Annotated in this window: 20 protein-coding genes and 3 tRNA genes; 1 reads left to right on the top strand and 22 read right to left on the bottom strand. The window is 71.8% G+C overall.

What is annotated here, in order from left to right; translation table 11 throughout:
- Positions 1 to 49: 49 nt before the first annotated feature.
- From ACSJJR_RS06690 to ACSJJR_RS06665, 6 genes are all read right to left on the bottom strand, one after another.
- Complete coding sequence (locus ACSJJR_RS06690; protein WP_435942797.1) at positions 50 to 616, bottom strand: MarR family winged helix-turn-helix transcriptional regulator; 567 nt, start codon at positions 614 to 616, stop codon at positions 50 to 52.
- An 83-nt stretch (positions 617 to 699) separates the two neighbouring features.
- Positions 700 to 1,560: a hypothetical protein gene (locus tag ACSJJR_RS06685; RefSeq protein WP_435942796.1), complete on the bottom strand. Its 861-nt coding sequence runs from the start codon at positions 1,558 to 1,560 to the stop codon at positions 700 to 702.
- A 25-nt stretch (positions 1,561 to 1,585) separates the two neighbouring features.
- Positions 1,586 to 1,756: a 50S ribosomal protein L33 gene (gene rpmG / locus ACSJJR_RS06680; RefSeq protein WP_303138353.1), complete on the bottom strand. Its 171-nt coding sequence runs from the start codon at positions 1,754 to 1,756 to the stop codon at positions 1,586 to 1,588.
- A gap of 49 nt (positions 1,757 to 1,805) precedes the next feature.
- Positions 1,806 to 1,879: transfer RNA gene (locus ACSJJR_RS06675), tRNA-Met, on the bottom strand.
- 42 nt (positions 1,880 to 1,921) lie between these two features.
- Positions 1,922 to 1,993, bottom strand: a tRNA-Thr gene (locus ACSJJR_RS06670).
- A gap of 119 nt (positions 1,994 to 2,112) precedes the next feature.
- Positions 2,113 to 2,197: transfer RNA gene (locus ACSJJR_RS06665), tRNA-Tyr, on the bottom strand.
- A 175-nt stretch (positions 2,198 to 2,372) separates the two neighbouring features.
- Between ACSJJR_RS06665 and ACSJJR_RS06660 the strand changes: the two genes are divergently transcribed.
- On the top strand, positions 2,373 to 2,870 hold the full coding sequence (locus ACSJJR_RS06660; protein WP_435942795.1) for a YajQ family cyclic di-GMP-binding protein: 498 nt from the start codon (positions 2,373 to 2,375) through the stop codon (positions 2,868 to 2,870).
- 141 nt (positions 2,871 to 3,011) lie between these two features.
- Here ACSJJR_RS06660 and htpX read toward each other — a convergent pair whose 3' ends face one another.
- The 16 genes from htpX to ACSJJR_RS06580 form a co-directional block, all read right to left on the bottom strand.
- Complete coding sequence (gene htpX, locus ACSJJR_RS06655; protein WP_435942794.1) at positions 3,012 to 3,866, bottom strand: zinc metalloprotease HtpX; 855 nt, start codon at positions 3,864 to 3,866, stop codon at positions 3,012 to 3,014.
- A gap of 67 nt (positions 3,867 to 3,933) precedes the next feature.
- Positions 3,934 to 5,427: an FAD-dependent oxidoreductase gene (locus ACSJJR_RS06650; RefSeq protein ID WP_435942793.1), complete on the bottom strand. Its 1,494-nt coding sequence runs from the start codon at positions 5,425 to 5,427 to the stop codon at positions 3,934 to 3,936.
- Between the two features lie 174 nt (positions 5,428 to 5,601).
- On the bottom strand, positions 5,602 to 6,711 hold the full coding sequence (locus ACSJJR_RS06645; protein ID WP_435942792.1) for a polyprenyl synthetase family protein: 1,110 nt from the start codon (positions 6,709 to 6,711) through the stop codon (positions 5,602 to 5,604).
- Positions 6,708 to 8,276: an NADH-quinone oxidoreductase subunit NuoN gene (gene nuoN / locus ACSJJR_RS06640; RefSeq protein WP_435942791.1), complete on the bottom strand. Its 1,569-nt coding sequence runs from the start codon at positions 8,274 to 8,276 to the stop codon at positions 6,708 to 6,710. Before nuoN ends, ACSJJR_RS06645 begins: the two co-directional genes overlap by 4 nt.
- Entirely contained in the window at positions 8,273 to 9,820 is a 1,548-nt protein-coding gene (locus ACSJJR_RS06635; RefSeq protein ID WP_435942790.1) for a complex I subunit 4 family protein, read from the bottom strand. The genes nuoN and ACSJJR_RS06635 overlap by 4 nt, the downstream gene beginning before the upstream one ends.
- A gap of 13 nt (positions 9,821 to 9,833) precedes the next feature.
- The gene (gene nuoL, locus ACSJJR_RS06630; protein ID WP_435942789.1) at positions 9,834 to 11,849 is read right to left on the bottom strand and encodes an NADH-quinone oxidoreductase subunit L; all 2,016 of its coding nucleotides are present in this window, start codon (positions 11,847 to 11,849) and stop codon (positions 9,834 to 9,836) included.
- 14 nt (positions 11,850 to 11,863) lie between these two features.
- Complete coding sequence (gene nuoK / locus ACSJJR_RS06625; RefSeq protein ID WP_435942788.1) at positions 11,864 to 12,169, bottom strand: NADH-quinone oxidoreductase subunit NuoK; 306 nt, start codon at positions 12,167 to 12,169, stop codon at positions 11,864 to 11,866.
- Positions 12,166 to 13,164 (bottom strand): NADH-quinone oxidoreductase subunit J, encoded by a 999-nt coding sequence (locus ACSJJR_RS06620; protein ID WP_435942787.1) that lies wholly within the window; start codon positions 13,162 to 13,164, stop codon positions 12,166 to 12,168. Before ACSJJR_RS06620 ends, nuoK begins: the two co-directional genes overlap by 4 nt.
- Positions 13,164 to 13,853, bottom strand: a complete 690-nt coding sequence (nuoI, locus tag ACSJJR_RS06615) for an NADH-quinone oxidoreductase subunit NuoI (protein ID WP_435942786.1) — start codon at positions 13,851 to 13,853, stop codon at positions 13,164 to 13,166. Before nuoI ends, ACSJJR_RS06620 begins: the two co-directional genes overlap by 1 nt.
- Positions 13,846 to 15,225, bottom strand: coding sequence for an NADH-quinone oxidoreductase subunit NuoH (nuoH, locus tag ACSJJR_RS06610; RefSeq protein WP_435942785.1), 1,380 nt, complete (start codon positions 15,223 to 15,225; stop codon positions 13,846 to 13,848). The genes nuoI and nuoH overlap by 8 nt, the downstream gene beginning before the upstream one ends.
- Positions 15,222 to 17,942 carry an NADH-quinone oxidoreductase subunit G gene (locus tag ACSJJR_RS06605; protein ID WP_435942784.1) on the bottom strand — a complete coding sequence of 907 codons (2,721 nt, stop codon included), beginning with the start codon at positions 17,940 to 17,942 and terminating at the stop codon, positions 15,222 to 15,224. Before ACSJJR_RS06605 ends, nuoH begins: the two co-directional genes overlap by 4 nt.
- A 3-nt stretch (positions 17,943 to 17,945) precedes the next feature.
- Entirely contained in the window at positions 17,946 to 19,232 is a 1,287-nt protein-coding gene (gene nuoF / locus ACSJJR_RS06600; RefSeq protein WP_435942811.1) for an NADH-quinone oxidoreductase subunit NuoF, read from the bottom strand.
- A gap of 74 nt (positions 19,233 to 19,306) precedes the next feature.
- Entirely contained in the window at positions 19,307 to 20,023 is a 717-nt protein-coding gene (gene nuoE / locus ACSJJR_RS06595) for an NADH-quinone oxidoreductase subunit NuoE (protein ID WP_435942783.1), read from the bottom strand.
- Complete coding sequence (locus ACSJJR_RS06590; RefSeq protein WP_435942782.1) at positions 20,023 to 21,414, bottom strand: NADH-quinone oxidoreductase subunit D; 1,392 nt, start codon at positions 21,412 to 21,414, stop codon at positions 20,023 to 20,025. The genes nuoE and ACSJJR_RS06590 overlap by 1 nt, the downstream gene beginning before the upstream one ends.
- Complete coding sequence (locus ACSJJR_RS06585; RefSeq protein ID WP_435942781.1) at positions 21,414 to 22,166, bottom strand: NADH-quinone oxidoreductase subunit C; 753 nt, start codon at positions 22,164 to 22,166, stop codon at positions 21,414 to 21,416. The genes ACSJJR_RS06590 and ACSJJR_RS06585 overlap by 1 nt, the downstream gene beginning before the upstream one ends.
- Positions 22,163 to 22,792: an NADH-quinone oxidoreductase subunit B gene (locus ACSJJR_RS06580; protein WP_435942780.1), complete on the bottom strand. Its 630-nt coding sequence runs from the start codon at positions 22,790 to 22,792 to the stop codon at positions 22,163 to 22,165. The genes ACSJJR_RS06585 and ACSJJR_RS06580 overlap by 4 nt, the downstream gene beginning before the upstream one ends.
- Positions 22,793 to 22,812: the final 20 nt, after the last annotated feature.

The following is a 22,812-nucleotide window of genomic DNA, read 5'->3' as shown; positions in this document are numbered from 1 at the left end:
CGGCCGCAGCGGGCAAGGCGCCCCGCCGTGCCCTGGCACGGCGCACGGGTCAGATGCCCTCGTCCTCGTCCACGAGGGCGCTCATGAGCGCGGTGAAGGCCGCGCGCTGACCGGGCGGCACCCGGTCGATGACGTGGCGGCGCACGCCGGCCAGGTGCAGGGGCGCGGTGCGGCGCAGGAAGGCGAGGCCCTCCTCGGTGAGTGCGGCGACGACACCGCGCCCGTCCGAGGAGCACGAGCCCCGACGCACGTGGCCCTCCTTCTCCAGGCGCCCCACGGTGTGGGTCAGGCGCGAGCGCGAGTGGCTCACGCTCTCGGCGAGGGCGGACATGCGCATTCGCATGCCCTCGGCCTCAGACAGGCGCACGAGGATCTCGTAGTCGTTGAGGGAGATGCCGGCACCCGCCTCGAGCTCGCGGTTGAGCCTGGTGGTGACGGCGAGCGAGGCGCGCAGGAAGGCGCGCCAGGCGGCCATCTCGGCGGCGTCGAGGACGCTGGTGTCCTCCAGGGTCGCGAGGTGGCGCACACCGTGGTCCTGGCCGCAGCCCGGCAGGGGGGAGGGCTCCGGGCAGCCGCCCTCGACGGCCGGCGCGCCCGGGGGTGTCCGTGTGCTCATCGCGCCTCCCGCTGCTGTCTGCGTCTCCCACACATCGTTCACATTTGAACGACCTGCGGGGACAGGTATACCACGCCCGCCCCTCAGCGCCGCCTGAGCAGGAGCCTGCCCCCGCTCACGACGTCGCCGCCCGGCGCCAGGTGCAGCGGCAGGCCGTCGGGTGGGACGACGGCGGGGGCGAGGAGCCGCAGGTCCGCCCGCTGCGCCGGGGCCACCGCGAGGCTGAGGGCGGCCAGCAGCGTCCCGTGCGCGACGACGTCGGCGCCCCCTGCGCTCAGCCCCGCCCGCGCAGCGGCGCCGGGGAGCAGGTGCAGGGTGTTGCGGTCCCCGGTCGCCCGAGCCCAGGCGGCGACGTCGGCAGCCGTCAGGCGCAGGCAGCGGCCCGCACGGTCCTCACCCGGGTCCCGTGCGGTGGCCGGGCAGGCTGCGGCCGGGGGTGGGAGCACGCCCCGCGCCCCCGTGCCGGGCCGCAGCCCCGCTCCCGTGCCCTCACGGCGCGCGAGCCAGTGGGTGACCCTGATGGGGCCCGCCACAAGGCTCACGGTGAGGGTGCGCCAGCCGCCCGGGGCCTGCACCCAGGCGGGCGCGCCCCGGGTGCCGCCGCCTGAGGGGACAGCGGCCCCGGCGTCGTCGGCCGTGAGGAAGCCCGCTCCCCCGCCGGCCTGGGCGCCACCCGCCGTGACGTCCAGGGGCACCAGCCGGCAGCGCCGGTGGACCACCCCGTCCCAGGGCCCAAGGAGCGGGCGCAGGGCCGCCAGGGTGGTGAGCGCGGGAAGGACGCAACGAGCCGCACGAGCGGCGGCCTCAGGGACGGCGTCGCAGTCCCACCGGCAGCGGGACAGCAGCGGGCCCAGGCAGTCCTCGAGGGCGGCAGGCCCGACGTCGGCGCCCCGGCACGACGAAGCCCCGCCGGTCTGGTGACTGGCGGGGCTCTCGGTGCTCATGCCCGGATGCTACCGGGACGAGGACTCAGCGGGTCTCGCGGTGCTCCGTGTGCTTGCCGCAGCGGGCGCAGAACTTGCTGATCGCGAGACGGTCGGGGGTGTTCCGACGGTTCTTCTTCGTGATGTAGTTGCGCTCCTTGCACTCCGAGCAAGCCAGAGTGATCTTGGGGCGGACGTCAGTGGACTTGCTGGCCACGTGTCTCTCCTCTGTCTGATCCTCGAGCCAGGTGCGCTCGAACCTTGCGTAGCGGGGGAGGGACTCGAACCCTCGACCTCACGATTATGAGTCGTGCGCTCTAACCAGCTGAGCTACCTCGCCATGTCAATGCATGAGGGGCCTTACCGGCCCCCCGTGCACCAGAGCCTCGAACGAGGATTGAACTCGTGACCTCTTCCTTACCAAGGAAGTGCTCTACCACTGAGCTATCGAGGCAACGAGCGGAATCGTAAGCAGAACCGCCTTGCCTGGGCAAACCGGATCCGCGTGGACTCGCTCACTGCGGACCACCCCGTCAGGGGCTCTGACCCTCGGGTCCACGGACCCTTGGATCATGGTGGCGGGTGAGGGATTCGAACCCCCGTAGCATTCCGCGGCTGATTTACAGTCAGCTCCCATTGGCCGCTCGGGCAACCCGCCGTGCTCCGCGCTCGCGCTCCGAGGAGCGTTCGCTTGGCGCCGTGGAAGAATAGCAAGCCGATGAGCCACGGCGCCAATCACGGCTGTAGGACCCTGCTCACAGGCCCGCACCGTCCACCCGCCCCTCGTCCACGCACCACCACCCGTGCCGCACCGGCCCGACGAAAGGACGCCCATGGCCTCCGAGTCCTCATTCGACGTCGTCTCCAAGCTCGACCGCCAGGAGGTTGACAACGCCGTCAACCAGACGGCCAAGGAGATCTCCCAGCGCTACGACTTCCGCGGCGTGGACGCCGCCGTCGAGCTCAGCGGTGACACGATCACCATGCAGGCCAGCTCGGCCGAGCGGGTGCTGGCCGTCCTGGACGTGCTCCAGTCCAAGCTGTTCCGCCGGGGGGTCTCGCTCAAGGCCCTCGACCTGGGCGACAAGGAGCCGCGGTTGTCGGGCAAGGTCTACAAGCTGGTGTGCCCTCTCAAGGAGGGGCTGACCCAGGAGGTCGCCAAGAAGATCACCAAGGCGGTGCGCGAGGAGGGACCCAAGGGCGTCAAGGCGACGATCCAGGGCGATGAGGTGCGCGTGTCCTCCAAGTCGCGCGACGACCTCCAGGCGGTCATCGCCCTGCTCAAGGACCTCGACGTTGACGCCGCCCTCCAGTTCGTCAACTACCGCTAGGCCCCGTCGCCGCCGGGCTGGGCCGGCAGCAGGGCCAGGACGGCCTTGACCCGGTGGCGCACGCCCCAAATCCTCGGTTTGCGCTCGAGAACCACGGTTCTGGCCGTACGTTCGCGCGCAAACCGAGGAGGTGGGTGGGGGTCAGTAACCGGCCATCTGCTCCAGGCGGGCGATGCGCTGCTCCATCGGCGGGTGGGTGGCGAAGAGGTTGCGCACCCGGCCGAAGGGGTTGGCGATCATCATCGCGCTGACCGTCTCCACCCGAGGCTCCTGGCCCATGGGCGCCGCGGCGACGCCGCCGTCGATCTTGCGCAGGGCGCTCGCCAGGGCCAGGGGGTCATGGGTGAGGACCGCCCCGTCGTGGTCGGCGTCGTACTCGCGGGTGCGGGAGACCGCGAACTGGGTCAGGCTCGCCGCCAGCGGTGCCAGCAGCGACACCAGGAGCAGGACGACGACGTTGCCGTCGCGCCGGTCGCGCCCGCCCCCGAACCACAGGACCATCTGCGACACCGAGGCGACGACCCCGGCGATTCCGGCCGCAACCGAGCTGGTGAGGATGTCCCGGTTGTAGACGTGGCTCAGCTCGTGACCGAGCACGCCGCGCAGCTCGCGCTCGTTGAGCAGCTGCAAGATGCCCTGCGTGCAGCACACGGCGGCGTGCTGCGGGTCGCGGCCGGTGGCGAAGGCGTTGGGGCTCATCGTCGGGGCGACGTACAGGCGTGGCATCGGCTGGCCGGCGGCCGCCGACAGCTCGCGGACGATCGCGTGCATCGTCGGGGCCTGCGCCTCGCTCACCTCGATGGCCCCCATGGAGCGCACGGCGATCCGGTCCGAGTTCCAGTAGGCGTAGGCCGTCTGCGCGACGCCGATGGCCGGCATGATGAACAGCCAGACGCTTGAGCCGGTCCCCTGAGCGAGCAGCCATCCCAGGGCGAGAAGAATCGCCCACAGGCCGCCCATGAGGACGGCGGTCTTGATCCCGTTGCGGTGGTTCACGAGCGCACCCTACGACCCGCGCCTGGAGGGTTGCTGAAGGCGGGTTGGCGGGCGGCGCGGGCCGCCCTCAGACCTGGCCCAGGCGGTGGGCCAGGCGCGCCGGCACGCGGTCGGCGTCGGGCTGGCCGATGAGCTCCGAGGGGTCCTGGGTGGCACCGTCACCACGTGAGATGGCGGTCATGGCCGCGCGGGAGACGACCTTGACCCGCTCGCGCTGCCTCAGCTGCCCCGTGGTGTCCTCCACCGGCCCGAAGCTCTCACCGAGTGCCCGCTCGTAGGCGTCCAGCAGCTCCCAGCCCTGCCAGGTCGTGTACGGCACGCCGCGCTGCTCGAGCAGGGCCACCACGGCACCGTGCCCCACCTGGGCCTTGTCCTGGGCCCCAGCGTGCAGCACACCGGCGTGGGCGTCCGCCACGAGGTTGCCGATGGTCTCCTGCGCGTCCGACTTCGTCGAGCCGATGAGGCCCACCGGGCCGCGCCGGATCCAGCCGGTCGCGTAGACGCCGCGCAAGGGCTGGCCGTCCTCGCCGAGCACCCGGCCGCCCTCGTTGGGCACGACGTGGCGCGCGGAGTCGAAGGGCAGCCCCTCCACTGGGCTGCCGGCGTAGCCGACGGCGCGGTAGACGGCCTGGCAGGGCCAGTCCTTGAGGACGCCGGTGCCGCTGACCGAGCCGTCACCGTTGAGACGGGTGCGCTCGGTGCGCAGGGCGCGCACGTGCCCGCCGTCGTCGAGCAGGACCTCGCGGGGCGCCTCGAACAGGTGGATGTGGATGGTCCGCGAGGCGGTCAGCTCCGCGGGGTCCTGCATGGCGTAGCCCTCAAGGGCCTTGACGACCTGACGCTGCTGGTTGGAGGCGCGCAGGGCCGCCTCACTGCCGGCGTCGTACTCGAAGTCCTGCTCATCGACAGTGACATCGACGTCGTTCTGGTGGCCGAGCTCGCGCAGCTCCAGGGGGGTGAACTTCACCTGGGCGGGGCCCCGGCGTCCGAAGACGTGCACGTCCGTCACGGGCGAGGCCGCCAGGCCCGCGGCGACATTGGCCGGGATCTCGGTGGCCATGAGGTCCTCGGGGTGCTTGGCGAGCACGCGGGAGATGTCGAGGGCGACGTTGCCCACCCCGATGACGGCGACCTCGCGGGCACTGAGGTCCCAGGTGCGCGGGTGGTCGGGGTGAGCGTCGTACCAGGACACGAAGTCCGCGCCGCCGTAGGACTCGGGGGCGTCGATGCCCGGGATGTCGAGCCCGGCGTCGGTGTCCGCACCGGTGGCCAGGACGATGGCGTCGTAGTGCTCCCGGAGCTCGGCCACGCTGATGTCCCGGCCGGCCTCCACGTTGCCGATGAGGCGGATGTCGCCACGCTGGAGGATCTTGTAGAGCGCGACGATGATCTGCTTGATGCGCGGGTGGTCGGGGGCGACGCCGTAGCGCACCAGGCCGTAAGGGGCCGGGAGCCGCTCGAAGAGGTCGATGCTGACGTCCAGTCCCGACTTGGACAGGATGTCCGAGGCGTAGATGCCGGCGGGGCCTGCGCCGATGACGGCGACGGAGAGCGGGTTCACGTGACTCCTTCGGTTGCGGTGCCCAGTGTAGGGACCAACGTCACGGACCAGGCCATTACCTGCGTCACCCGACGGCGGCCCGGGGGCCGGCCGCGAGCTGCTGCAGGCAGCCGGGTGCGGGCGCGACGGGGCAGTGGCTCGGGGCGTGACGGGACGGCGGCAGCGGGGCCGTGCCTACGCCGCCCGGTCCACGAGCAGGCGGGCGAACTGCTCCATCGCTGCGCGCACGAGGGCCGCGCGCTGCCGGGTCGAGGACAGGACCTCCTCGCGCTGCTGCGGGTCCTCCAGGTGCGCGGCGTCCAGGCGCTCCACGGCGCCCGCGACGGCGGCCTGCTCCAGGCCCTCCAGCGCCGTGACGGCCTCCTCCGCCCAGGACATGGCCATCCGGCGGGTGCGCTCGAGCACGGGGTGCTCTCGCAGCCGGGCGACCACCCCGGCCAGGACCTCGTCCGAGGACAGGTCCGCCGAGGACAGGGTGGACAGGATGGACTGCCCCTCGGCGTCGAGCTCGCCTGCGGCCAGGGCGCGGCGCAGCAGCAGCACCGGCATGGTGTCCACCCCCTCACGCAGGTCCGTGCCCGGCGTCTTGCCGGTGGTGGCAGAGTCGCTGGTGAGGTCGATGACGTCGTCGGCGAGCTGGAAGGCGACGCCGATCTTCTCCCCGAAGTCCTCGACAACCGCCTCGGTCGCCTCCCCGGCGAGCGTGAGCATGGCGCCGTAGCGGGCGGAGACGGCGATGAGGGAGCCGGTCTTGTCCGCCAGGACCTGGATGTAGTGCTCGACCCGGTCCACGTCGGCGGGGACGGGCAGGGTCTCGTGGAGCTGGCCCATGCACAGGCGCTCAAAGGTCTTGGCGTGCGCGAGGACGGCCTGGGGCCCCAGGGCGGCGACGAGCTGGGAGGCACGAGCCACGAGGACGTCCCCCGTGAGGATCGCGGCGGAGTTGCCCCAGACGGTCTGGGCGCTCGGGGCGCCGCGGCGCAGCGGGGCCTCGTCCATGACGTCGTCGTGGTAGAGGGTGGCGATGTGGGTCAGCTCGACGGCGACGCCGGCGTCACGCACCTGCTCCCCAGTGGCGAGCGCCGGGTCACCGAGCTGGGCGGTCAGGAGGGTGAGGACCGGACGCAGCCTCTTGCCGCCGGCAGCCGCAAGGTGGGAGGTCGGCGGGTTGATGGTCTCGTCGGCGCTCGAGACCACCTCCATGAGACGGCTCTCGACGGCCTCGAGGGCCGGGGAGATCCGGCCCTCGAGCTCAGGGGCGTCCAGCAGCATCGATCCGATCACGGGGTGAGCATAGCGGCGGAGTCGAGCAGCGCGAGCAGCGGCTGGGGCAGGACGCCGACGACGAGCGTGAGCGTGACCGCCACGGCGACGGCCGCAGCCACCGGCCCGCGAGAGCCGACGACGACGACCTGCTCGTCCTCGGGCTCACGGAAGTACATGAGGACGATGAGGCGCGTGTAGAAGAAGGCGGTCGCCGCGGAGGAGACGACTGCGGCCACGACGAGCCACACCCCGCCACCCAGGGCCGCGGCGAGGAAGAGCTCGTACTTCGCGACGAAGCCAGCCGTCAGGGGGATGCCCGCGAAGGACAGCATGAAGACCGTCATCGCGGCGGCGAGCCACGGGGCGCGCCTGGCCAGACCCCGGTAGGAGTCCAGGTCCGTGGCCTCGGGACCGGCCGCCCCGACGTGGCTCACCCGCACGAGGCTGATGACCCCGAAGACCCCCACGGTGGACGCGCCGTAGGCGAGGGAGTACAGCAGCAGTGCGCTCAGGCTCATCGTGTTGAGGCAGGTCAGCGCGATGAGCATGTAGCCCGCGTGGGCGATGGCGGAGTAGGCGAGCATGCGCTTGACGTCGCGCTGGACGATCCCGACGACGGTTCCGACCAGCATCGTCAGGAGCGCGATGGCGCTGAGCACGGGCACCAGGTCGGCGCCGCCGGCCACGCCGAGGACGCCCAGGACCCGCACGAGGGCGAGGAAGGCGGTGGCCTTGACACCGGCGGCCATGAAGCCGGTGACGGGGGTCGGCGAGCCCTGGTAGACGTCCGGGCTCCAGGCGTGGAAGGGCGCGGCAGCGATCTTGAACAGGAGTCCAACCAGCAGCAGGAGCAGGCCGGCGGGCAGGATCCAGCTGGCACCCACGCCCCGGGTGAGGACGACGACCTGCGCGACCTCGGTGTAGTCCACCGAACCGGTCGCCCCGTACAGCAGGGCGGCGCCGAGCAGGAGGAAGGCTGAGGAGAAGGCCCCCAGGACGAAGTACTTCAGGGCCGCCTCCTGACTGAGCAGGCGGCGGTGCCGGGCCATGGCCGCCATGATGTACAGCGGCAGGGAGACGAGCTCGAGCATGACGAACAGGGAGATGAGGTTGCTCGCCAGCGGGAAGAGCATCATCCCGCCCAGTGAGAACATCGTCAGAGGCAGGGCCTCAGTACCCATCCACCCGGCGTGAAGGGACTCGGCCTCCTCGGCGCGCCCGGGCCGGTCCGCCGCCTGGGCGGCGAAGGCGCCGTCCCCGGCGCTCGTGCGGTCCGCCATCGCGAGCACGGCCAGCAGGCCGATGACGAGGATGACGCCCTGTGCGGCGACGCCGAAGGGGTCGAGGTCGAAGCCGTGCGCCATCTCGCCCGCCAGCCTCTGGCCGGACACGAGCGCCCACTGGCCCGCGAGCAGGACGAAGGCGCCCATCACCGCGGCGACGGCGAGCACCGTCTGGACGGCCAGGCGTGCGCGGCGCGGGACGAAGGCCTCCACGAGCACGCCCAGGACGGCGGCGCCGAGGATGACGAGGGCGGGGGCGAGGCCCGCCCAGTAGATCGCAGGCTCGGTGAAGGTGCTCACTTGGCGGTCCCTTCGGTGGTGAGGGTGGCAGCTGCGACATCGCCGGCCGGGGCCTGGACCATCGTCGCAGCGACCTGCTCGGCGACGCCGTCGAGCGTCGTCGTGAGGAAGGAGGGGGCGAGGCCCAGGACGAGCATCGCCAGGACCAGCGGCACGAGCACGGCCTTCTCACGGCCGTCGAGGTCGCTGGAGCCGACGCGGGCCAGGGCGGGGGCGCCGGTGAAGACCCGCTGGTAGGGCAGCAGCACGTACAGGGCGGCGATGACGACGCCGAGGACGGCGACGACGCCGAGGGCCACCGACACGGAGAAGGTGCCGGTGAGCACGAGCCACTCGGGCACGAAGCCGCTCAGGCCGGGCAGGGCGATCGAGGCCAGGCCTGACACGAGCCAGGTGCCGGCGAGCACCGGCACCACCCGCGCCATGCCGCCGAGCTCGCTGATGAGCACGGTGCCGGTGCGGCGGGCCAGGAAGCCGGTGGTGAGGTACAGGCCGGCGATGGACAGCCCGTGGGCCACCATGTACACCATGGCGCCGGTGGCGGCGGCCTGGGAGCCGATGAAGACACCCAGGACCATGAAGCCGAAGTGGCTCACCGAGGTGTAGGAGATGAGCCGGTACAGGTTGTCCTGACCGATGGCGGCCAGGGCCCCGTAGAGGATGGACACGACGGCGAGGACGAGCACGACGGGCGCGGCCCAGGTCGAGGCCTCGGGGAACAGCGGCAGGACGAGGACGATCATCCCGTAGGTGCCGATCTTGTCCAGCACGCCGATGAGCAGGACCGAGGTGCCCGGGGTCGCCTGCTCGGCGGTGTCCGGCAGCCAGGTGTGCACCGGCACCATGGGGGCCTTGATCGCGAAGGCGATGAAGAAGCTGAGGAAGAGCAGGCGCCCCACCTGCGTGGGCACGAGGGGGACGGTGAGCACGAGGTGCTCGAGGAGGTAGGCGCCCTCCCCAGGGCCGGAGTACAGCGGCAGGCACACGACACCGACGAGCATGACGAGTCCACCGGCGAGGGAGTACAGGAGGAACTTGGTCGCCGCGCGCCTGCGCCCGGCCCCGCCGAAGCGTCCGATGAGCAGGTAGACGGGCACGAGCATCGCCTCGAAGGCGACGTAGAAGAGGAAGACGTCGCGGGCGGCGAAGATGACGACGACGAAGGCCTCCAGGGCCAGGACAAGACCGGAGAACACGGCCTGGCGGTCGGCGGGGACCTCGCCCCAGGAGGCGATGAGCACGAGCGGTACCAGCGCGACCGCCAGCAGGAGCATCGCCAGCCCGAGGGCGTTGAGCCCCAGGGCCCAGGAGATGCCCAGTCCCGGGATCCAGGCGTGGGTCTCGGCGAGCTGGGTGGCGGCGCGGGCGGAGTAGTCGAAGAGGCTGGCGGCCCACACGCCCAGGCCGAGCTCGACGAGGGCGACGGCCAGGCCCAGGGACCGGGCCCAGGCACGCAGCGCCGGCAGGGACAGCAGGAGCGCGCCGACGGCCGGCACGAGCACCATGGCGGTGAGCACCGGGAACGCGGAGTCAATGATCTGCATGTGGCGTTTCCTCTCAGAGGCGGCCGGCCAGGACGGCGACGAGCGCGATGACCGTGCCCACGAGCGTGTAGGCCGCGTAGGTGCGCAGGTACCCGGTCTGGGTGAGGCGGGCGAGGCGGCCCAGGCCGGCGGTCCCCGCCGCCAGGGCCTCGACGGCACCATCGACGACGTAGCGGTCGGCGGCGGTGGTGGCCAGGACCAGGCCCTGTCCCGGGCGCATGGCGACAGCCTCGTTGAGCGCGTCCTGGTACATGTCGTGGCGGGCGGCCTCGACGAGCACGTTGCCGGGCTGGACGACGGTCTCCACCGGGCGGCGCACGTACCGTGCCCAGGCGATGAGCGCTCCGGTGACGACGACGGCGAGGGTGGCCGCCATGATGACGGGGGCCGGCACGACGGGGTGGCCGTGCTCGGCGTGGCCGGTGACCGGCTCGAGCCAGGTGACGAAGGCGTCGCCGACGGTGAGCAGGCCGCCCAGGGCGATGGAGAAGACCGACAGGATGACGAGCGGGGCCGTCATGAGCCAGCCGGACTCGTGGGGGTGCACCTCGCCCTCGATGTCCGCGGCCGTGGTCCACCGGGCCTCGCCGTGGAAGATCATGAAGAACAACCGGGACATGTAGAAGGCGGTCAGTCCCGCGCCGACCAGGGCCACGCCTCCCAGCAGCCAGGGCGTCAGCCCCTCGCCGACGAAGGCGGTCTCAATGATCTTGTCCTTGGACCAGAAGCCGCTGAAGGGCGGGATGCCGAGGATGGCTAGCCAGCCGATGCCCATGGTGGCCCAGGTGACGGGCATGACGGCGCGCAGGGCGCCGAAGCGGCGCATATCGACCTGGTCGCCCATGGCGTGCATGACGCTGCCGGCGCCGAGGAAGAGCTGGGCCTTGAAGAAGCCGTGGGTGAGCAGGTGGAAGATGGCGAAGGCGTAGCCGGCGGGACCGAGGCCGGCGCCCAGCATCATGTAGCCGATCTGGCTCATCGTGGAGGCAGCCAGGACCTTCTTCATGTCGTCCTTGGCGGAGCCGATGACCGCTCCGAGAAGGAGGGTGAGGGCACCGACGACGGCGACAGCGGCCTGGGCCGCGGGAGCGCCCTGGAACACCGTGCCCGAGCGCACCATGAGGTAGACGCCCGCGGTGACCATCGTGGCGGCGTGGATGAGGGCCGAGACCGGGGTGGGTCCGGCCATCGCGTCGCCCAGCCAGGCCTGGAGGGGGAACTGGGCGGACTTGCCGCAGGCGGCCAGCAGGAGGAAGAAGCCGGTCGCGGTGAGCCAGGCGGTGGGGATGGCGCCCTCGGCGGCCAGACCGAGGACGTCGTCGAAGGCCACGGAGCCCGCCTGGTGGACCATCGCCATCATCGCCAGGAGCAGACCGAGGTCACCCACGCGGTTCATGACAAAGGCCTTCTTGGCGGCGGTGGCGTTCTCACGGCTCCTGGCCTGCTCGCGTTGCGGGGCGTCGGCGTCGGCGGTGTTCCAGAAGCCGATGAGCAGGTAGGAGGCCAGGCCCACGCCCTCCCAGCCGACGAAGAGCACGATGTAGGACGAGCCGAGCACGAGCGTGAGCATCGCGGCGACGAAGAGGTTGAGGTAGGCGAAGAAGCGGCGGCGGTCGCGGTCGTGTGCCATGTAGGCCACGGAGTACAGGTGGATGAGTGCGCCGACGAAGGTCACGAGGGTGACGAAGGTCAGCGACAGGGGATCCAGGCGCAGGCCGACGGTGACGTCAAGGTCCCCGGCGCTGAACCACCGCCACAGGTCGAGCTGGAGAACGCGCTCGTCGGCGGGCAGGGACAGGACCTGCAGGAGGAGGGCCAGGCCCAGGCCGGCGCTGAGGACGGCGGCGGCCAGGCCCAGCCAGTGGCCCCAGCGGTCGCTGCGGCGCCCGAGCAGGAGCAGCAGGGCGGCGGAGCCGGCCGGCACGGCGATGAGGAGCCAGGCCAGTGAGGCGACGCCGGTGGCGGGCAAGGCCACGGCGTGGGCGGTCCCGGGGGCCGCGGCCGCCAGTGCGAGGGAGGTGCTGGTCATTCCCGGTTTCCCTCTCAGTGCTGGAGCAGGTTCTCGTCGTCGACCGACGTGGACCTGCGGGTACGGAAGATGGACACGATGATGCTCAGGCCGATGACGACCTCGGCGGCCGCCACGACGATGATGAAGAAGGCGAAGACCTGTCCGGTGAGGTTGCCGTGCAGGCGCGAGAAGGCCACGAGCGCGAGGTTGACGGCGTTGAGCATGAGCTCGACTCCCATGAGCTCGATGATCGCGTTGCGGCGCAGGAGCACTGTGAGGGCGCCGAGGGCGAAGAGCACGACGGCGAGCAGGACGTAGGCGGTGATGGGCAGGCTCACTTGCCCTCCTCCTTCGCGTCGGTGGGCAGGGCGGACGGGGCGCCGTCCTGCGGTGCGCCGGCCTCGAGCGCCGGGGCGGCGAGCGGCTGGACGACGCTCGGTGCGCCGGCGCCGGGCATGGAGTCCATGCCGGACTGCCCCACGGTGGCGTCGATGCGGCTAAGGACCTCGCCCGAGCGCTGGGCGGCGCCGAGCTCGGGTGAGACATCGGCGAGGTCAAGGGCCTGCCCCCTCACGCGCAGGACCCGGGGCACGGACTCCTCGACGGCCTCGCCGCTGGCCGCCAGGGCCGGGGCGGTGGCCGCGTTGGTGGCGGCGTAGACACCGGTCATGGGCTTCTGCCCAAGGTGGGCTCCGGTGTCCTTGTAGGCCTTCATGCGCTCGGCCATGAGGGAGCGCTGGGTGAGCCTGGCGCGGATGCGCTCGCGGTGGGTGAGGGTCAGGGCACCGGTGGCTGCGACGATGAGCAGCAGACCGGTGAGCTCCATCGTGACGACGTGCTGCCCGAAGAGTACGACCGCGAGGGAGGCGGGGGTGGCGGCGGCGCCGTCGGCCAGGCCCCTCGGGCTCGGCAGGACGGTGCGGGTGACGACGGCGCCGACGACGAGGGCCAGGCCGAGGGCGGCGGCCACCATCGCGGCGCGCCCGGCGCGCCCTCCGGTGCCGACGACCGGCTCATCGCCCCCGACCCCGACGAGCATGACGACGAAGAGCACAAGGGTCATGACCGCGCCGGTGTAGACGACCACCTGGACGACGCCGAGGAAGGGGGCCTCGTTGGCGACGTAGAGGATGGCCAGGCCGATCATGACGCCGATCATGTTGACGGCGGCGGTGACAGCCCGGCGCGAGACGAGCAGGCCCAGGGCGCAGCCCACGCACAGCAGCGCGACGACGGCGAAGAGGACCGTCTCACCGGTGCCCATGGCGCCGGTGTCACTGAGGGTGGCCGCCAGCGCCTGGGCGCGGGGCAGTGACGGGAGTGTGGTAGCCATCAGTGGACGGCCTCCTTGGCGAGCGTCGGGGCGGCGACGGGGCGCGCGGTGGCGAGCGTCGGGTCCTCGGGTCGGTGGGCACGGACCCAGTCGACCTGGGCCTGGGTGGGGCCGGTGACCTCACCGCGGTAGTAGTCGCCGTCCTCGGTGCCCTCGACCATGGGGTGGGGGGCGTTGAGGGCGCCGTCGGGCACCGGGGCGAGCAGGTCCTGCTTGTCGTAGATGAGGCCCGTGCGGTTGGGCCCGACGAGCTCGTCGATCTCGTGCGTCATCGTCAGCGCCCGGGTGGGGCAGGCCTCGATGCACATCCCGCAGAAGATGCACCGCAGGTAGTTGATCTGGTACACGCGGCCATAGCGCTCGCCGGGCGAGAACTGGGCGTCCGGGGTGTTGGAGCCGGCCTCGACGTAGATCGCGTCAGCGGGGCAGGCCCAGGCGCACAGCTCGCAGCCGATGCACTTCTCGAGGCCGTCGTCGTAGCGGTTGAGCTGGTGACGGCCGTGGTAGCGGGGCATGAGCACCGGGCGGATGAAGGGGTACTGCTCGGTGACCGTCGGCCGGAAGATCGAGGACAGGGTCACCCCGTAGCCGGCGACAGGGGCGAAGAGCCGCCCGAGGGGGCCGGGCTCCTGCGGCAGCCACTGGTCGTGGTCGGTGCGGGCCTGGGGCGCGGGGGTCTGGTCAGTCATCGTGTCCCTCCTGGACGGGTGCCTCGGAGACGGCGGTGGTGGCTGCGACGGCGCCAGCCGCGCGACGCTGCGCGCGCGGGGACAGGGGCAGGGCCTGTCCGGGCAGCGGCGGGACGGGGAAGCCGTCAGCGAGGGCGTCGATCTCATCGGCTGGGGTGACGACGTCGTCGTCGGCCCGCTGCGTGACGGCGCCCGCAGCCGTGTCCGTGGAGGGCAGCAGCAGCAGGACGAGCATCGCGACGAGGAAGACGACGGCGAGGATGAGCAGGAGCGTGCGCGGCGAGCCCAGGCCGAAGGCGCGGTAGCCCTGAACGAGGGCGACGAGCACGAACCAGGTGAGGGAGACGGGGATGAGGACCTTCCAGCCCAGCTGCATGAAACGGTCGTAGCGCAGGCGCACGAGCGTGCCTCGCGTGATGATCATGAAGAGCATGACGCACCAGACCTTGGCGATGAACCACAGCATGGGCCACCAGCCGGTGTTGAAGCCGTCCCAGAGGGAGGCGAGCACGAAGGAGCGCCAGCCACCGAGGAAGAGCGTGACGCACACCGCCGAGACGTTGAACATGTTGATGTACTCGCCCAGGTAGAACCAGGCGAACTTCATCGAGGAGTACTCGACCATGTGCCCGGCCACGAGCTCGCCCTCGGCCTCGGGAAGGTCGAAGGGCAGGCGGTTGACCTCGCCGACCATGGAGACGACGTAGATGAGGAAGCTGGGGACCATCGCCAGGCCCCACCACAGGCGCTCCTGGGAGCTGACGATCCCGGAGGTGGACATCGTGCCCGAGGCGAGGAAGACGGTGAGGATCGCCAGGCTCATGCTCAGCTCGTAGCTGATGACCTGGGCCGCCGAGCGCACAGCCCCCAGCAGCGGGTAGGTCGAGTGCGTGGACCAGCCGCCGAGGATGAGGCCGTACACGCCGAAGCCGGTGACGGCCAGGACGTAGAGCACGGCGACAGGGAAGTCAGTGAGCTGCAGGGGCGTCCAGTGTCCGAGGATGCTCACCTGGGGACCGAAGGGGATGACCGCGTAGATCATGAAGGAGCTGAAAGCCGTGATGACCGGCGCCAGCAGGTAGATGGCCTTCTCAGCCCCCTTGAGCCAGAAGTCCTCCTTCATGATGAGCTTGGCGGCGTCGGCGATGAGCTGGGGCAGGCCGAGGAAGCCGTTGACGTTGGGGCCCGGGCGGGTCTGGATGCGGCCGAGGACGCGGCGCTCGGCCCAGATCGCCAGGATCGTGCTGAGGATGAGGAACAGCATGATGAACACGGCCTTGATGAGGCTGAGCCACCAGGTCTCCTCGGAGAAGTCGGCGGTGACGCCGCCGACCGTGGCGAGGGCCGTGTGAAGAACAGTCGCGGTGCTCACCGGACCACCTCCGTGTCGTTCGCGGTACGGGTCGCCAGGCTGACGACGACGGCGCTGCCGTGGTGGGCGCCGAGGGTCTGGCGCACGGTCGAGCCGGCCGAGCACTCGGGCAGCCAGACCACGCCGTCGGCGACGTCACCGACGACGACGGGCAGCTCGACGGCCCCGGTGGCCGTGGACACGCGCACCAGCTCGCCGCCGGCGGCACCCAGGCGCTGGGCGAGGTCGGCGCCGAGGCGGGCGACGGGACGCAGGGCCGTGGCGGCGAGGAAGGGCTCACCGTCCTGGAGGCGGCCGTCGTCGAGCATCGGTTTGTGGGTGGCGAGAAGGGCCTTCAGCCCGCTGACCGTGGACAGGCCCGGGGCGGGCGCCTCGGCCGGGGTCCCGGTCTCCTGCTCGGGGGCGGCGGTGAAGACGACCGCCGTGCGCGGGCCCCGCCACAGGCCCAGGCCCGCGAGCTCGGCGTGCAGGGTCTCCAGGCGGCCGACGCCCAGGTCGGTGCCCATCTCCTCGGCGAGCATGCCCAGGACCTGCCGGTCCGTGCGGGCGCGCGAGACGTGTGCCTGCCCGAAGGGGCGCACGCGCCCCTCCCAGTTGACGAAGGTGCCGTTCTTCTCGACGGCGGGGGCGACGGGCAGGACCACGTCGGCGTGCTCACTGACCTCCGAGCGGCGCACCTCGAGCTGGACGGTGAAGCCGGAGCAGGCCAGGGCCGTGCGCGCCAGGCCGGGGTCCGGGAAGTCGCGCAGGTCAACGCCGCCGATGACGAGGCCTCCGAGCTCGCCGTCGGCCAGGGCGGAAAGGATCGCGGTGGTGTCCCGGCCGGGCTCGGCCGGCAGGGGCGAGCGGGTGTGCAGCCCAGTGGTCTCCACACCCCATGCCTGCTGGACGCGGGCGCGGGCCTCGGCGTCGGCCACGGGGTGACCGCCGGGCAGCAGGTGCGGCAGGAGACCGGCCTCGATGCCGCCGCGCTCACCGGCGCGTCGCGGCACCCAGGCGAGGCGGGCGCCGGTGGAGGTGGCGAGGGTGTCGATGACGGTGAGCAGGCCGGGGACGGCGGCGGCGCGCTCCCCGACCAGGATGGTGGCGCCCTCACCGCGCAGGGCCTCGACGAGCCCCGGGTGGCTCTGGGGCAGCAGGGCGACGGCGCGGGCCTCGCCCCCCGGAGCGGTGAGGATGGTCTGGGCCCCCAGCTTGCGTCCTGCGCGGGTCAGGACGCTGGTGACGCTGGCGACCGCGACGCCACCGGCGCGCACGCCCTTGCGCAGGCGCAGGAAGAGGGAGCCGCACTCGTCCTCGGGCTCGAGGCCGACGAGCAGGACCTGCCCGGCGGTCTCGAGGGAGCGGTAGGTGACGGCGCCCAGCCCGGTGCCGGCCACCCGCGCGGCGAGGAAGGAGTCCTCCTCAGCGCTGTGGTCGCGCACGCGCTGGTCGATGTCGTTGGTGCCCAGCACGGTGCGGGCGAAGCGGGACCAGGCCCAGGCGTCCTCGAGGGTGAGGCGGGCGCCGGGCAGGAGCCCCACGCCGCCGTCAGCACGTGCCTGTGCCAGGCCGCGGGCGGCGACGTCAAGGGCCTCGGACCAGCTCGTGGGTACGAGCTCGCCGGTGCCCTCATCGCGCACGAGCGGCACGCTCAGGCGGTCGGGCAGGCTGGACCAGGCGAAGGCGAAACGGTCCTTGTCGGTGATCCACTCCTCGTTGACCTCGGGGTCGTTGCCCGCCAGGCGGCGCAGGACGACGCCACGGCGCATATCGACGCGGATGGCGGAGCCGGAGGCGTCGTGCTCGGTGACACTGTCAGTGGACACGAGGTCCACGGGGCGCGCACGGAAGCGGTAGCGGGCGCTGGTCAGCGCCCCGACGGGGCAGATCTGGATGATGTTGCCGGAGAAGTAGGAGGCGAAGGGCCGTCCCGAGACGTCGAGCTCGTCGTGGCCCAGGGGGCCGTAGGCACGGCCGTCCACGACGCCGGGGCCGCCACCAGGCCCGGCGGTAGCGGCGTCGGGAGCGAGGCCGGACTCGCCGCGCACGCTCTGGAGGCCCTCGGGGTCCACCGCAGGGTCGGTGAAGTCGAGGACGGTGGAGTCGAAGCGCCCGATCTGCTCGGAGTACAGGCCACCGGTGAGCTCGCCGCCGGCGTGGCCGGCACCGCGCCCCTGCAGGGCGATGAAGGCGTCGCCGGGGATCTGGTCGGCGAAGCGCACGCAGCGCTGGCACAGGATGCAGCGGTCACGGTCGAGCAGGACGTTGCTCGTCAGGCGCAGGGGCTTGGGGAAGGTGCGCTTGACGTCGGTGAAGCGGGAGACGGCCTGGGCGCCGCTGGCCATGAGCTCGAGGGCCTGGTTCTGCAGGGGGCACTCGCCGCCCTTGTCGCACACCGGGCAGTCGAGCGGGTGGTTGACGAGCAACAGCTCCATGGTGCCGGCCTGGGCCCGCGCGGCCTGGGCGCTCGTGGCCTGGGTGCTCACCTGCATGCCCTCGGTGGCGGTCATGGCGCAGGAGGGCTGGGGCTTGGGCATGGGACGCACGACGCCGTCGCGGCCAGGCATGGCGACGTCCACGAGGCACTGGCGGCAGTTGGCGGAGGGCGACAGCAGGGGGTGGTCGCAGAAGCGCGGGATGCGCACGCCGACCTTCTCGGCTGCCCGGATGAGCAGGGTGCCCTTCTCCACCTCGACGGGGATGCCGTCGATCGTGATACTCACGAGGTCAGTCATGTCTCACCGTGCGCTTTCAACCGTGTCGTTGACGACCGAGGAGGCCGCGTAGGGGAAGAGCTCGCGGGCCGGGGTCGTGTACCCGGCCTCGAACTCGCTGCGGAAGCGGGCGATGCCGGAGCGCACCGGGGTGATCGCCGCGTCGCCCAGCGCGCAGAAGGAGCGTCCGCCGATGCTGTCGGTGATGGACTCGAGCTTGTCGATGTCGCCGGGCAGTCCCTTGCCCGCCTCGAGGCGCTCGAGGATCTGACGCATCCAGTACGTGCCCTCACGGCAGGGGGTGCACTTGCCGCAGGACTCGTGCTGGTAGAACTCCACCCAGCGGGTGACGACGCGCACGACGGAGACGGTGTCGTCGAAGACCTGCAGGGCGCGGGTGGCGAGCATCGACCCGGCGCCGACGACGGACTCGTAGTCGAGGGGAACGTCGAGCTCGTCGGCCGTGAACAGCGGGGTGGAGGAGCCGCCGGGGGTCCAGAACTTCAGCTCGTGGCCCTCGCGCACACCCCCGGCCATGTCGATGAGCTCGCGCATGGTGATGCCGAAGGGCGCCTCGAACTGGCCGGGGCGGCGCACGTGACCGGAGACGGAGAACAGGCCGTGGCCCGAGGACCTCTCGGTGCCCATGGAGGCGTACCACTCGGGCGAGTGGCGGAAGATGCCCGGGACCTGGCAGATCGACTCGACGTTGTTGACCACCGTGGGGCGGGCGTAGAGGCCGGCGACGGCCGGGAAGGGCGGCTTGAGCCGGGGGTGGCCACGGCGTCCCTCGAGGGAGTCGAGCAGCGCGGTCTCCTCGCCGCAGATGTAGGCGCCGGCGCCGGCGTGGGCGGTGATGCGCAGGCTCTGGCGGCCGTCGAGGCCGAAGCCGGTGTCCAGCAGCCCGGCCTCGCGGGCCTCGCGCACCGCGGCCAGGAGGCGGCGGTAGACGTGGGGGGTCTCGCCGCGCAGGTAGACGAAGGCGTGGTCCCCGCCGATGGCGCGCGAGGTGATGGCGATGCCCTCGACGAGCGCGTGGGGGTTGGCCATGAGGGTGGGGATGTCCTTGCAGGTGCCCGGCTCGGACTCGTCGGCGTTGACGACGAGGTAGCGGGGCCCGCCGTCGGGGGCCGGCAGGAAGGACCACTTGAGGCCGGTGGGGAAGCCGGCGCCGCCGCGTCCTCGCAGGCCGGAGGCCTTGACGGCGCCGACGAGCTCGTCGGTGCTCAGCGTCTTGGCCTTGGCCAGGCCCTCGTAGCCGCCGTGGGCGCGGTAGACGTCGAGCGTCCACGAGCGGTCCTTGTCCCACATGTCGCTGACGATGGGGGTCAGGGTGCCGGGCGCGGTGAAGGCCGGCGCCTGGGGCTCAGGGGTGTGCTGCTCGCTCACTTGCTGTCCTCCTCGACCGCGGTGGGGGCCGTCCAGCCGTGCTCGCGGGCCATGCGCAGGCCGCGCAGGCTCGCCTGGCCGGCGCCGGGTCCCTCATCGACCCGACCGTCCTCGAATCCGGCCAGCAGCCTCTCGTTCTCACGGAAGGTGGGCAGGGTCTCGGGCCCGCGCGTGGGGGTGACGTCCTCGCCCCGCTCCAGGCAGCTGACGAGGTCAACGGCGCTGGCGGGAGTCTGGTTGTCGAAGAACTCCCAGTTGACCATGACGACGGGGGCGTAGTCACAGGCGGCGTTGCACTCGACGCGCTCGACGCTGATGCGCCCGTCCTCGCTGGTCTCGTCGCTGGCCAGGCCCGTGTGGGCGCTGACGGCCTCCCAGATGTCGTCACCACCCATGACGGCGCACAGGGCGTTGGTGCACACGCCGACGTGGTACTCACCGGCGGGGTGGCGGCGGAACTGGCTGTAGAAGGTCGCCACGGCGGAGACCTCGGAGCGGGTCAGGCCCAGCACGTCGGCGCACAGGGCGATGCCGCGGGGGGCCACGTAGCCGTCCTCGCTCTGGACGAGGTGGAGCATGGGGATGAGGGCGCTGCGCTCATGGCCGGCGGGGTAGCGCGAGGCGATCTGGGCGAACTCGTCGCGCAGACGGGCCTCGTCCTCGCTCGGGTAGCCGAAGGCGCCGGTGGTGCTCGGGGTGTGCTGGGTGGTCATCAGCGGTCCACGCCTCCCAGGACGGGGTCGATCGAGGCCAGGGTGGGCACGAGGTCGGCGATCATGCCGCCCTCCCCCATGGTGGCCAGGGACTGCAGGTTGGAGTAGGAGGGGTCGCGGAAGTGGACCCGGTAGGGGCGTGTGCCGCCGTCGGAGACGGCGTGGACGCCCAGGACGCCCTTGGCGTGCTCGACGGTGCGGTAGACCTGCCCGGCGGGCACCTGGAAGCCCTGGGTGACGAGCTTGAAGTGGTGGATGAGCGACTCCATCGAGCTGCCCATGATCTCGCGCACGTGCTCGAGGGACTGCCCCTGGCCGTCAGTGGCGATGGCCATACGGGCGGGCCAGGCGATGGTGGGGTCCGCCACCATGGTCGTGTTGGAGGGGTCGAGCCCGCGGGCGGTGACGTCGTCAAGGCGGTCCAGGGCCTGGGAGACGATCCGCAGGGACTGGTCGCACTCCTCGAAGCGCACGAGCTGGCGGTTGTAGACGTCGGAGCGCTCGTAGGTGGGCACCGTGAAGTCGTAGGTCTCGTAGCCGCAGTAGGGCTGGATCTTGCGCATGTCGAGCGGGTAGCCGGCGGCGCGGATGCAGGGTCCGGTCAGGCCCAGGGCGAGGCCGTGGGCGAGGCTGATCTCACCGGTGCCGATGAAGCGGTCCTTGAGGATGGGGTTCTCCAGCAGCAGGGCGCGCAGCTCGCCGAGGTCGTTCCTGATCTCCGGCAGGGTGGAGCGCACGAAGTCGCTGAAGCCCTCGGGCACGTCCTGGGCGAGGCCGCCGGGACGCACGTAGGCGTGGTTCATGCGCAGGCCGGAGACCATCTCGAAGGCGCGCAGGATGTTCTCGCGCAGACGGAAGGCGATGGTGAGCAGGGTGGTGCCGCCCAGCTCGTTGCCGCCGGTGCCGATGGCGATGGCGTGGGAGGCGATGCGGTTGAGCTCCATGAGGATGACCCTCATGACGGTGGCCTTCTCGGGGACCTGGTCGGTGATGCCCAGCAGCTCCTCGACGGCGAGGGCGTAGCCGACCTCCTGGAAGAACGGGGCCACGTAGTCCATGCGGGTGACGAAGGCCTCGCCCTGGACCCAGGTGCGGTACTCCATGTTCTTCTCGATGCCGGTGTGAAGGTAGCCGGTGCCCACACGCACCTCGGTGACCTTCTCCCCGTCGGTCTCCAGCAGCAGGCGCAGCACCCCGTGCGTGGAGGGGTGGACGGGACCCATGTTGACGACGATGCGGTCGTGCTCGAGGCGGTCGCGCTCGTCGCGCGCGGCGATCTGGTCGGCGATGTCCTGCCAGTCGCCGCCCTCGGCGGTCCACTGGGGAGCGCCCTCGGCCAGTGACTCGAGCGCGGGGCGTGAGGCCCGGGGCTGGGTGGAAGCGGTGCTCATCAGCGGTACGACCTCCGGGAGTCGGCGGGCGGCGTGGTGGCGCCCTTGTACTCGACGGGGATGCCGCCGAGCGGGTAGTCCTTGCGCTGCGGGTGGCCGACCCAGTCGTCGGGCATCGCCGAGCGGGTGAGGTTGGGGTGGCCGTCGAAGACGATGCCCATGAGGTCCCAGGTCTCACGCTCGTGCCAGTCGTTGCCGGGGTAGATGCTCACGAGGGAGGGCACGTGGGCGTCGCCGTCGGGGGCGGTCACCTCGAGGCGGAGCTGGCGCCCGCCGTGGGTGAGGGAGACGAGCTCGTAGCAGGCGTGCAGCTCCCGGCCGGCGTCGCCGGGGTAGTGCACGCCCGTGACGCCCAGGCACAGCTCGAAGCGCAGGTCCTGGTCGTCGCGCAGGGGGCGGGCGACGTCGAGAAGGTGCCCGCGGGTGACGAAGAGGGTGAGCTGGCCGTGCTCGATGACGACCTTCTCGATGGCGTCGGCAGGCTCGACGCCGGCCTCGGCGAGGTCCTCCAGGAGGGCGTCAACGGCGTCGTCGAACCAGGAGCCGTAGGGGCGCGTGGCCGCGGGGGCCAGGGTGACGACGCTGGTGGTGGCACCGTAGCCGGTGGTGTCGCCGGCGTCGGCGGCGCCGAAGTGGCCGGTGTGGGTGGACACGACCTCCAGGCGCAGCTCGGGGCGGACCTCGCGCCCGGCGACCTCGGGCACGGCGGCCTGGGCCGGGGCGGCCCCGGCGCTCTCGGGTGCGGTGCTCACGCGAGCTCCCCCTTCATCTCGGACAGCGGGGTGGCGGCGAGGGCGGCGGCCTCGACGGCGCGGGCGATCTCCTCGCGGTGGCGGAACAGGGGCTTGCGCTCGATCTGGCGGGTGAGCTCGAGCATGGCGTTGATGAGCATCTCGGGGCGCGGCGGGCAGCCGGGCAGGTAGATGTCCACGGGGACGATGTGGTCGCAGCCCTGGACCACCGCGTAGTTGTTGAAGATGCCGCCGCTGGAGGCGCAGGCACCCATGGAGATGACCCACTTGGGCTCGGGCATGGAGTCGTAGACGTTGCGGACGATCGGTGCCATCTTGTGGGAGACGCGGCCGGAGACGAGCATGACGTCGGCGTGGCGAGGCGAGGCGCGGAAGACCTCCCAGCCGAAGCGCGACAGGTCGAAGCGGGGGCCGGCGGTGCCCATCATCTCGATGGCGCAGCAGGCCAGGCCCATGGTGACGGGCCACAGGGAGCGGGCCTGCGCAAGGCCCGCGAGCCTCTCGACGCTCGTGAGGAGGAAGCCGGGGGTCTCGACCGACTCGGCGGCCTCGGCCCGCAGGTCCCCGCGCTTGGAGGGGATGTCGAGCATCTTGGCCCTGTAGGCCTTGAACTCTGTCTTGTCCATGCTGTGGCTCGCTGTTCTTC

The organism is Actinomyces sp. W5033 (assembly GCF_051303165.1).
This window is presented reverse-complemented; position numbering and strand designations above follow the sequence as displayed.

What these genes read in the sequence shown, in the direction of transcription:
- ACSJJR_RS06690 (WP_435942797.1), bottom strand. Translation starts at nt 616, where the DNA reads ATGAGCACACGGACACCCCCGGGCGCGCCGGCCGTCGAGGGCGGCTGC.
- ACSJJR_RS06685 (WP_435942796.1), bottom strand. Translation starts at nt 1,560, where the DNA reads ATGAGCACCGAGAGCCCCGCCAGTCACCAGACCGGCGGGGCTTCGTCG.
- ACSJJR_RS06660 (WP_435942795.1), top strand. Translation starts at nt 2,373, where the DNA reads ATGGCCTCCGAGTCCTCATTCGACGTCGTCTCCAAGCTCGACCGCCAG.
- ACSJJR_RS06635 (WP_435942790.1), bottom strand. Translation starts at nt 9,820, where the DNA reads ATGCAGATCATTGACTCCGCGTTCCCGGTGCTCACCGCCATGGTGCTC.
- nuoL (WP_435942789.1), bottom strand. Translation starts at nt 11,849, where the DNA reads ATGACCAGCACCTCCCTCGCACTGGCGGCCGCGGCCCCCGGGACCGCC.
- ACSJJR_RS06620 (WP_435942787.1), bottom strand. Translation starts at nt 13,164, where the DNA reads ATGGCTACCACACTCCCGTCACTGCCCCGCGCCCAGGCGCTGGCGGCC.
- nuoI (WP_435942786.1), bottom strand. Translation starts at nt 13,853, where the DNA reads ATGACTGACCAGACCCCCGCGCCCCAGGCCCGCACCGACCACGACCAG.
- ACSJJR_RS06605 (WP_435942784.1), bottom strand. Translation starts at nt 17,942, where the DNA reads ATGACTGACCTCGTGAGTATCACGATCGACGGCATCCCCGTCGAGGTG.
- nuoF (WP_435942811.1), bottom strand. Translation starts at nt 19,232, where the DNA reads ATGTGGGACAAGGACCGCTCGTGGACGCTCGACGTCTACCGCGCCCAC.
- nuoE (WP_435942783.1), bottom strand. Translation starts at nt 20,023, where the DNA reads ATGACCACCCAGCACACCCCGAGCACCACCGGCGCCTTCGGCTACCCG.
- ACSJJR_RS06590 (WP_435942782.1), bottom strand. Translation starts at nt 21,414, where the DNA reads ATGAGCACCGCTTCCACCCAGCCCCGGGCCTCACGCCCCGCGCTCGAG.
- ACSJJR_RS06580 (WP_435942780.1), bottom strand. Translation starts at nt 22,792, where the DNA reads ATGGACAAGACAGAGTTCAAGGCCTACAGGGCCAAGATGCTCGACATC.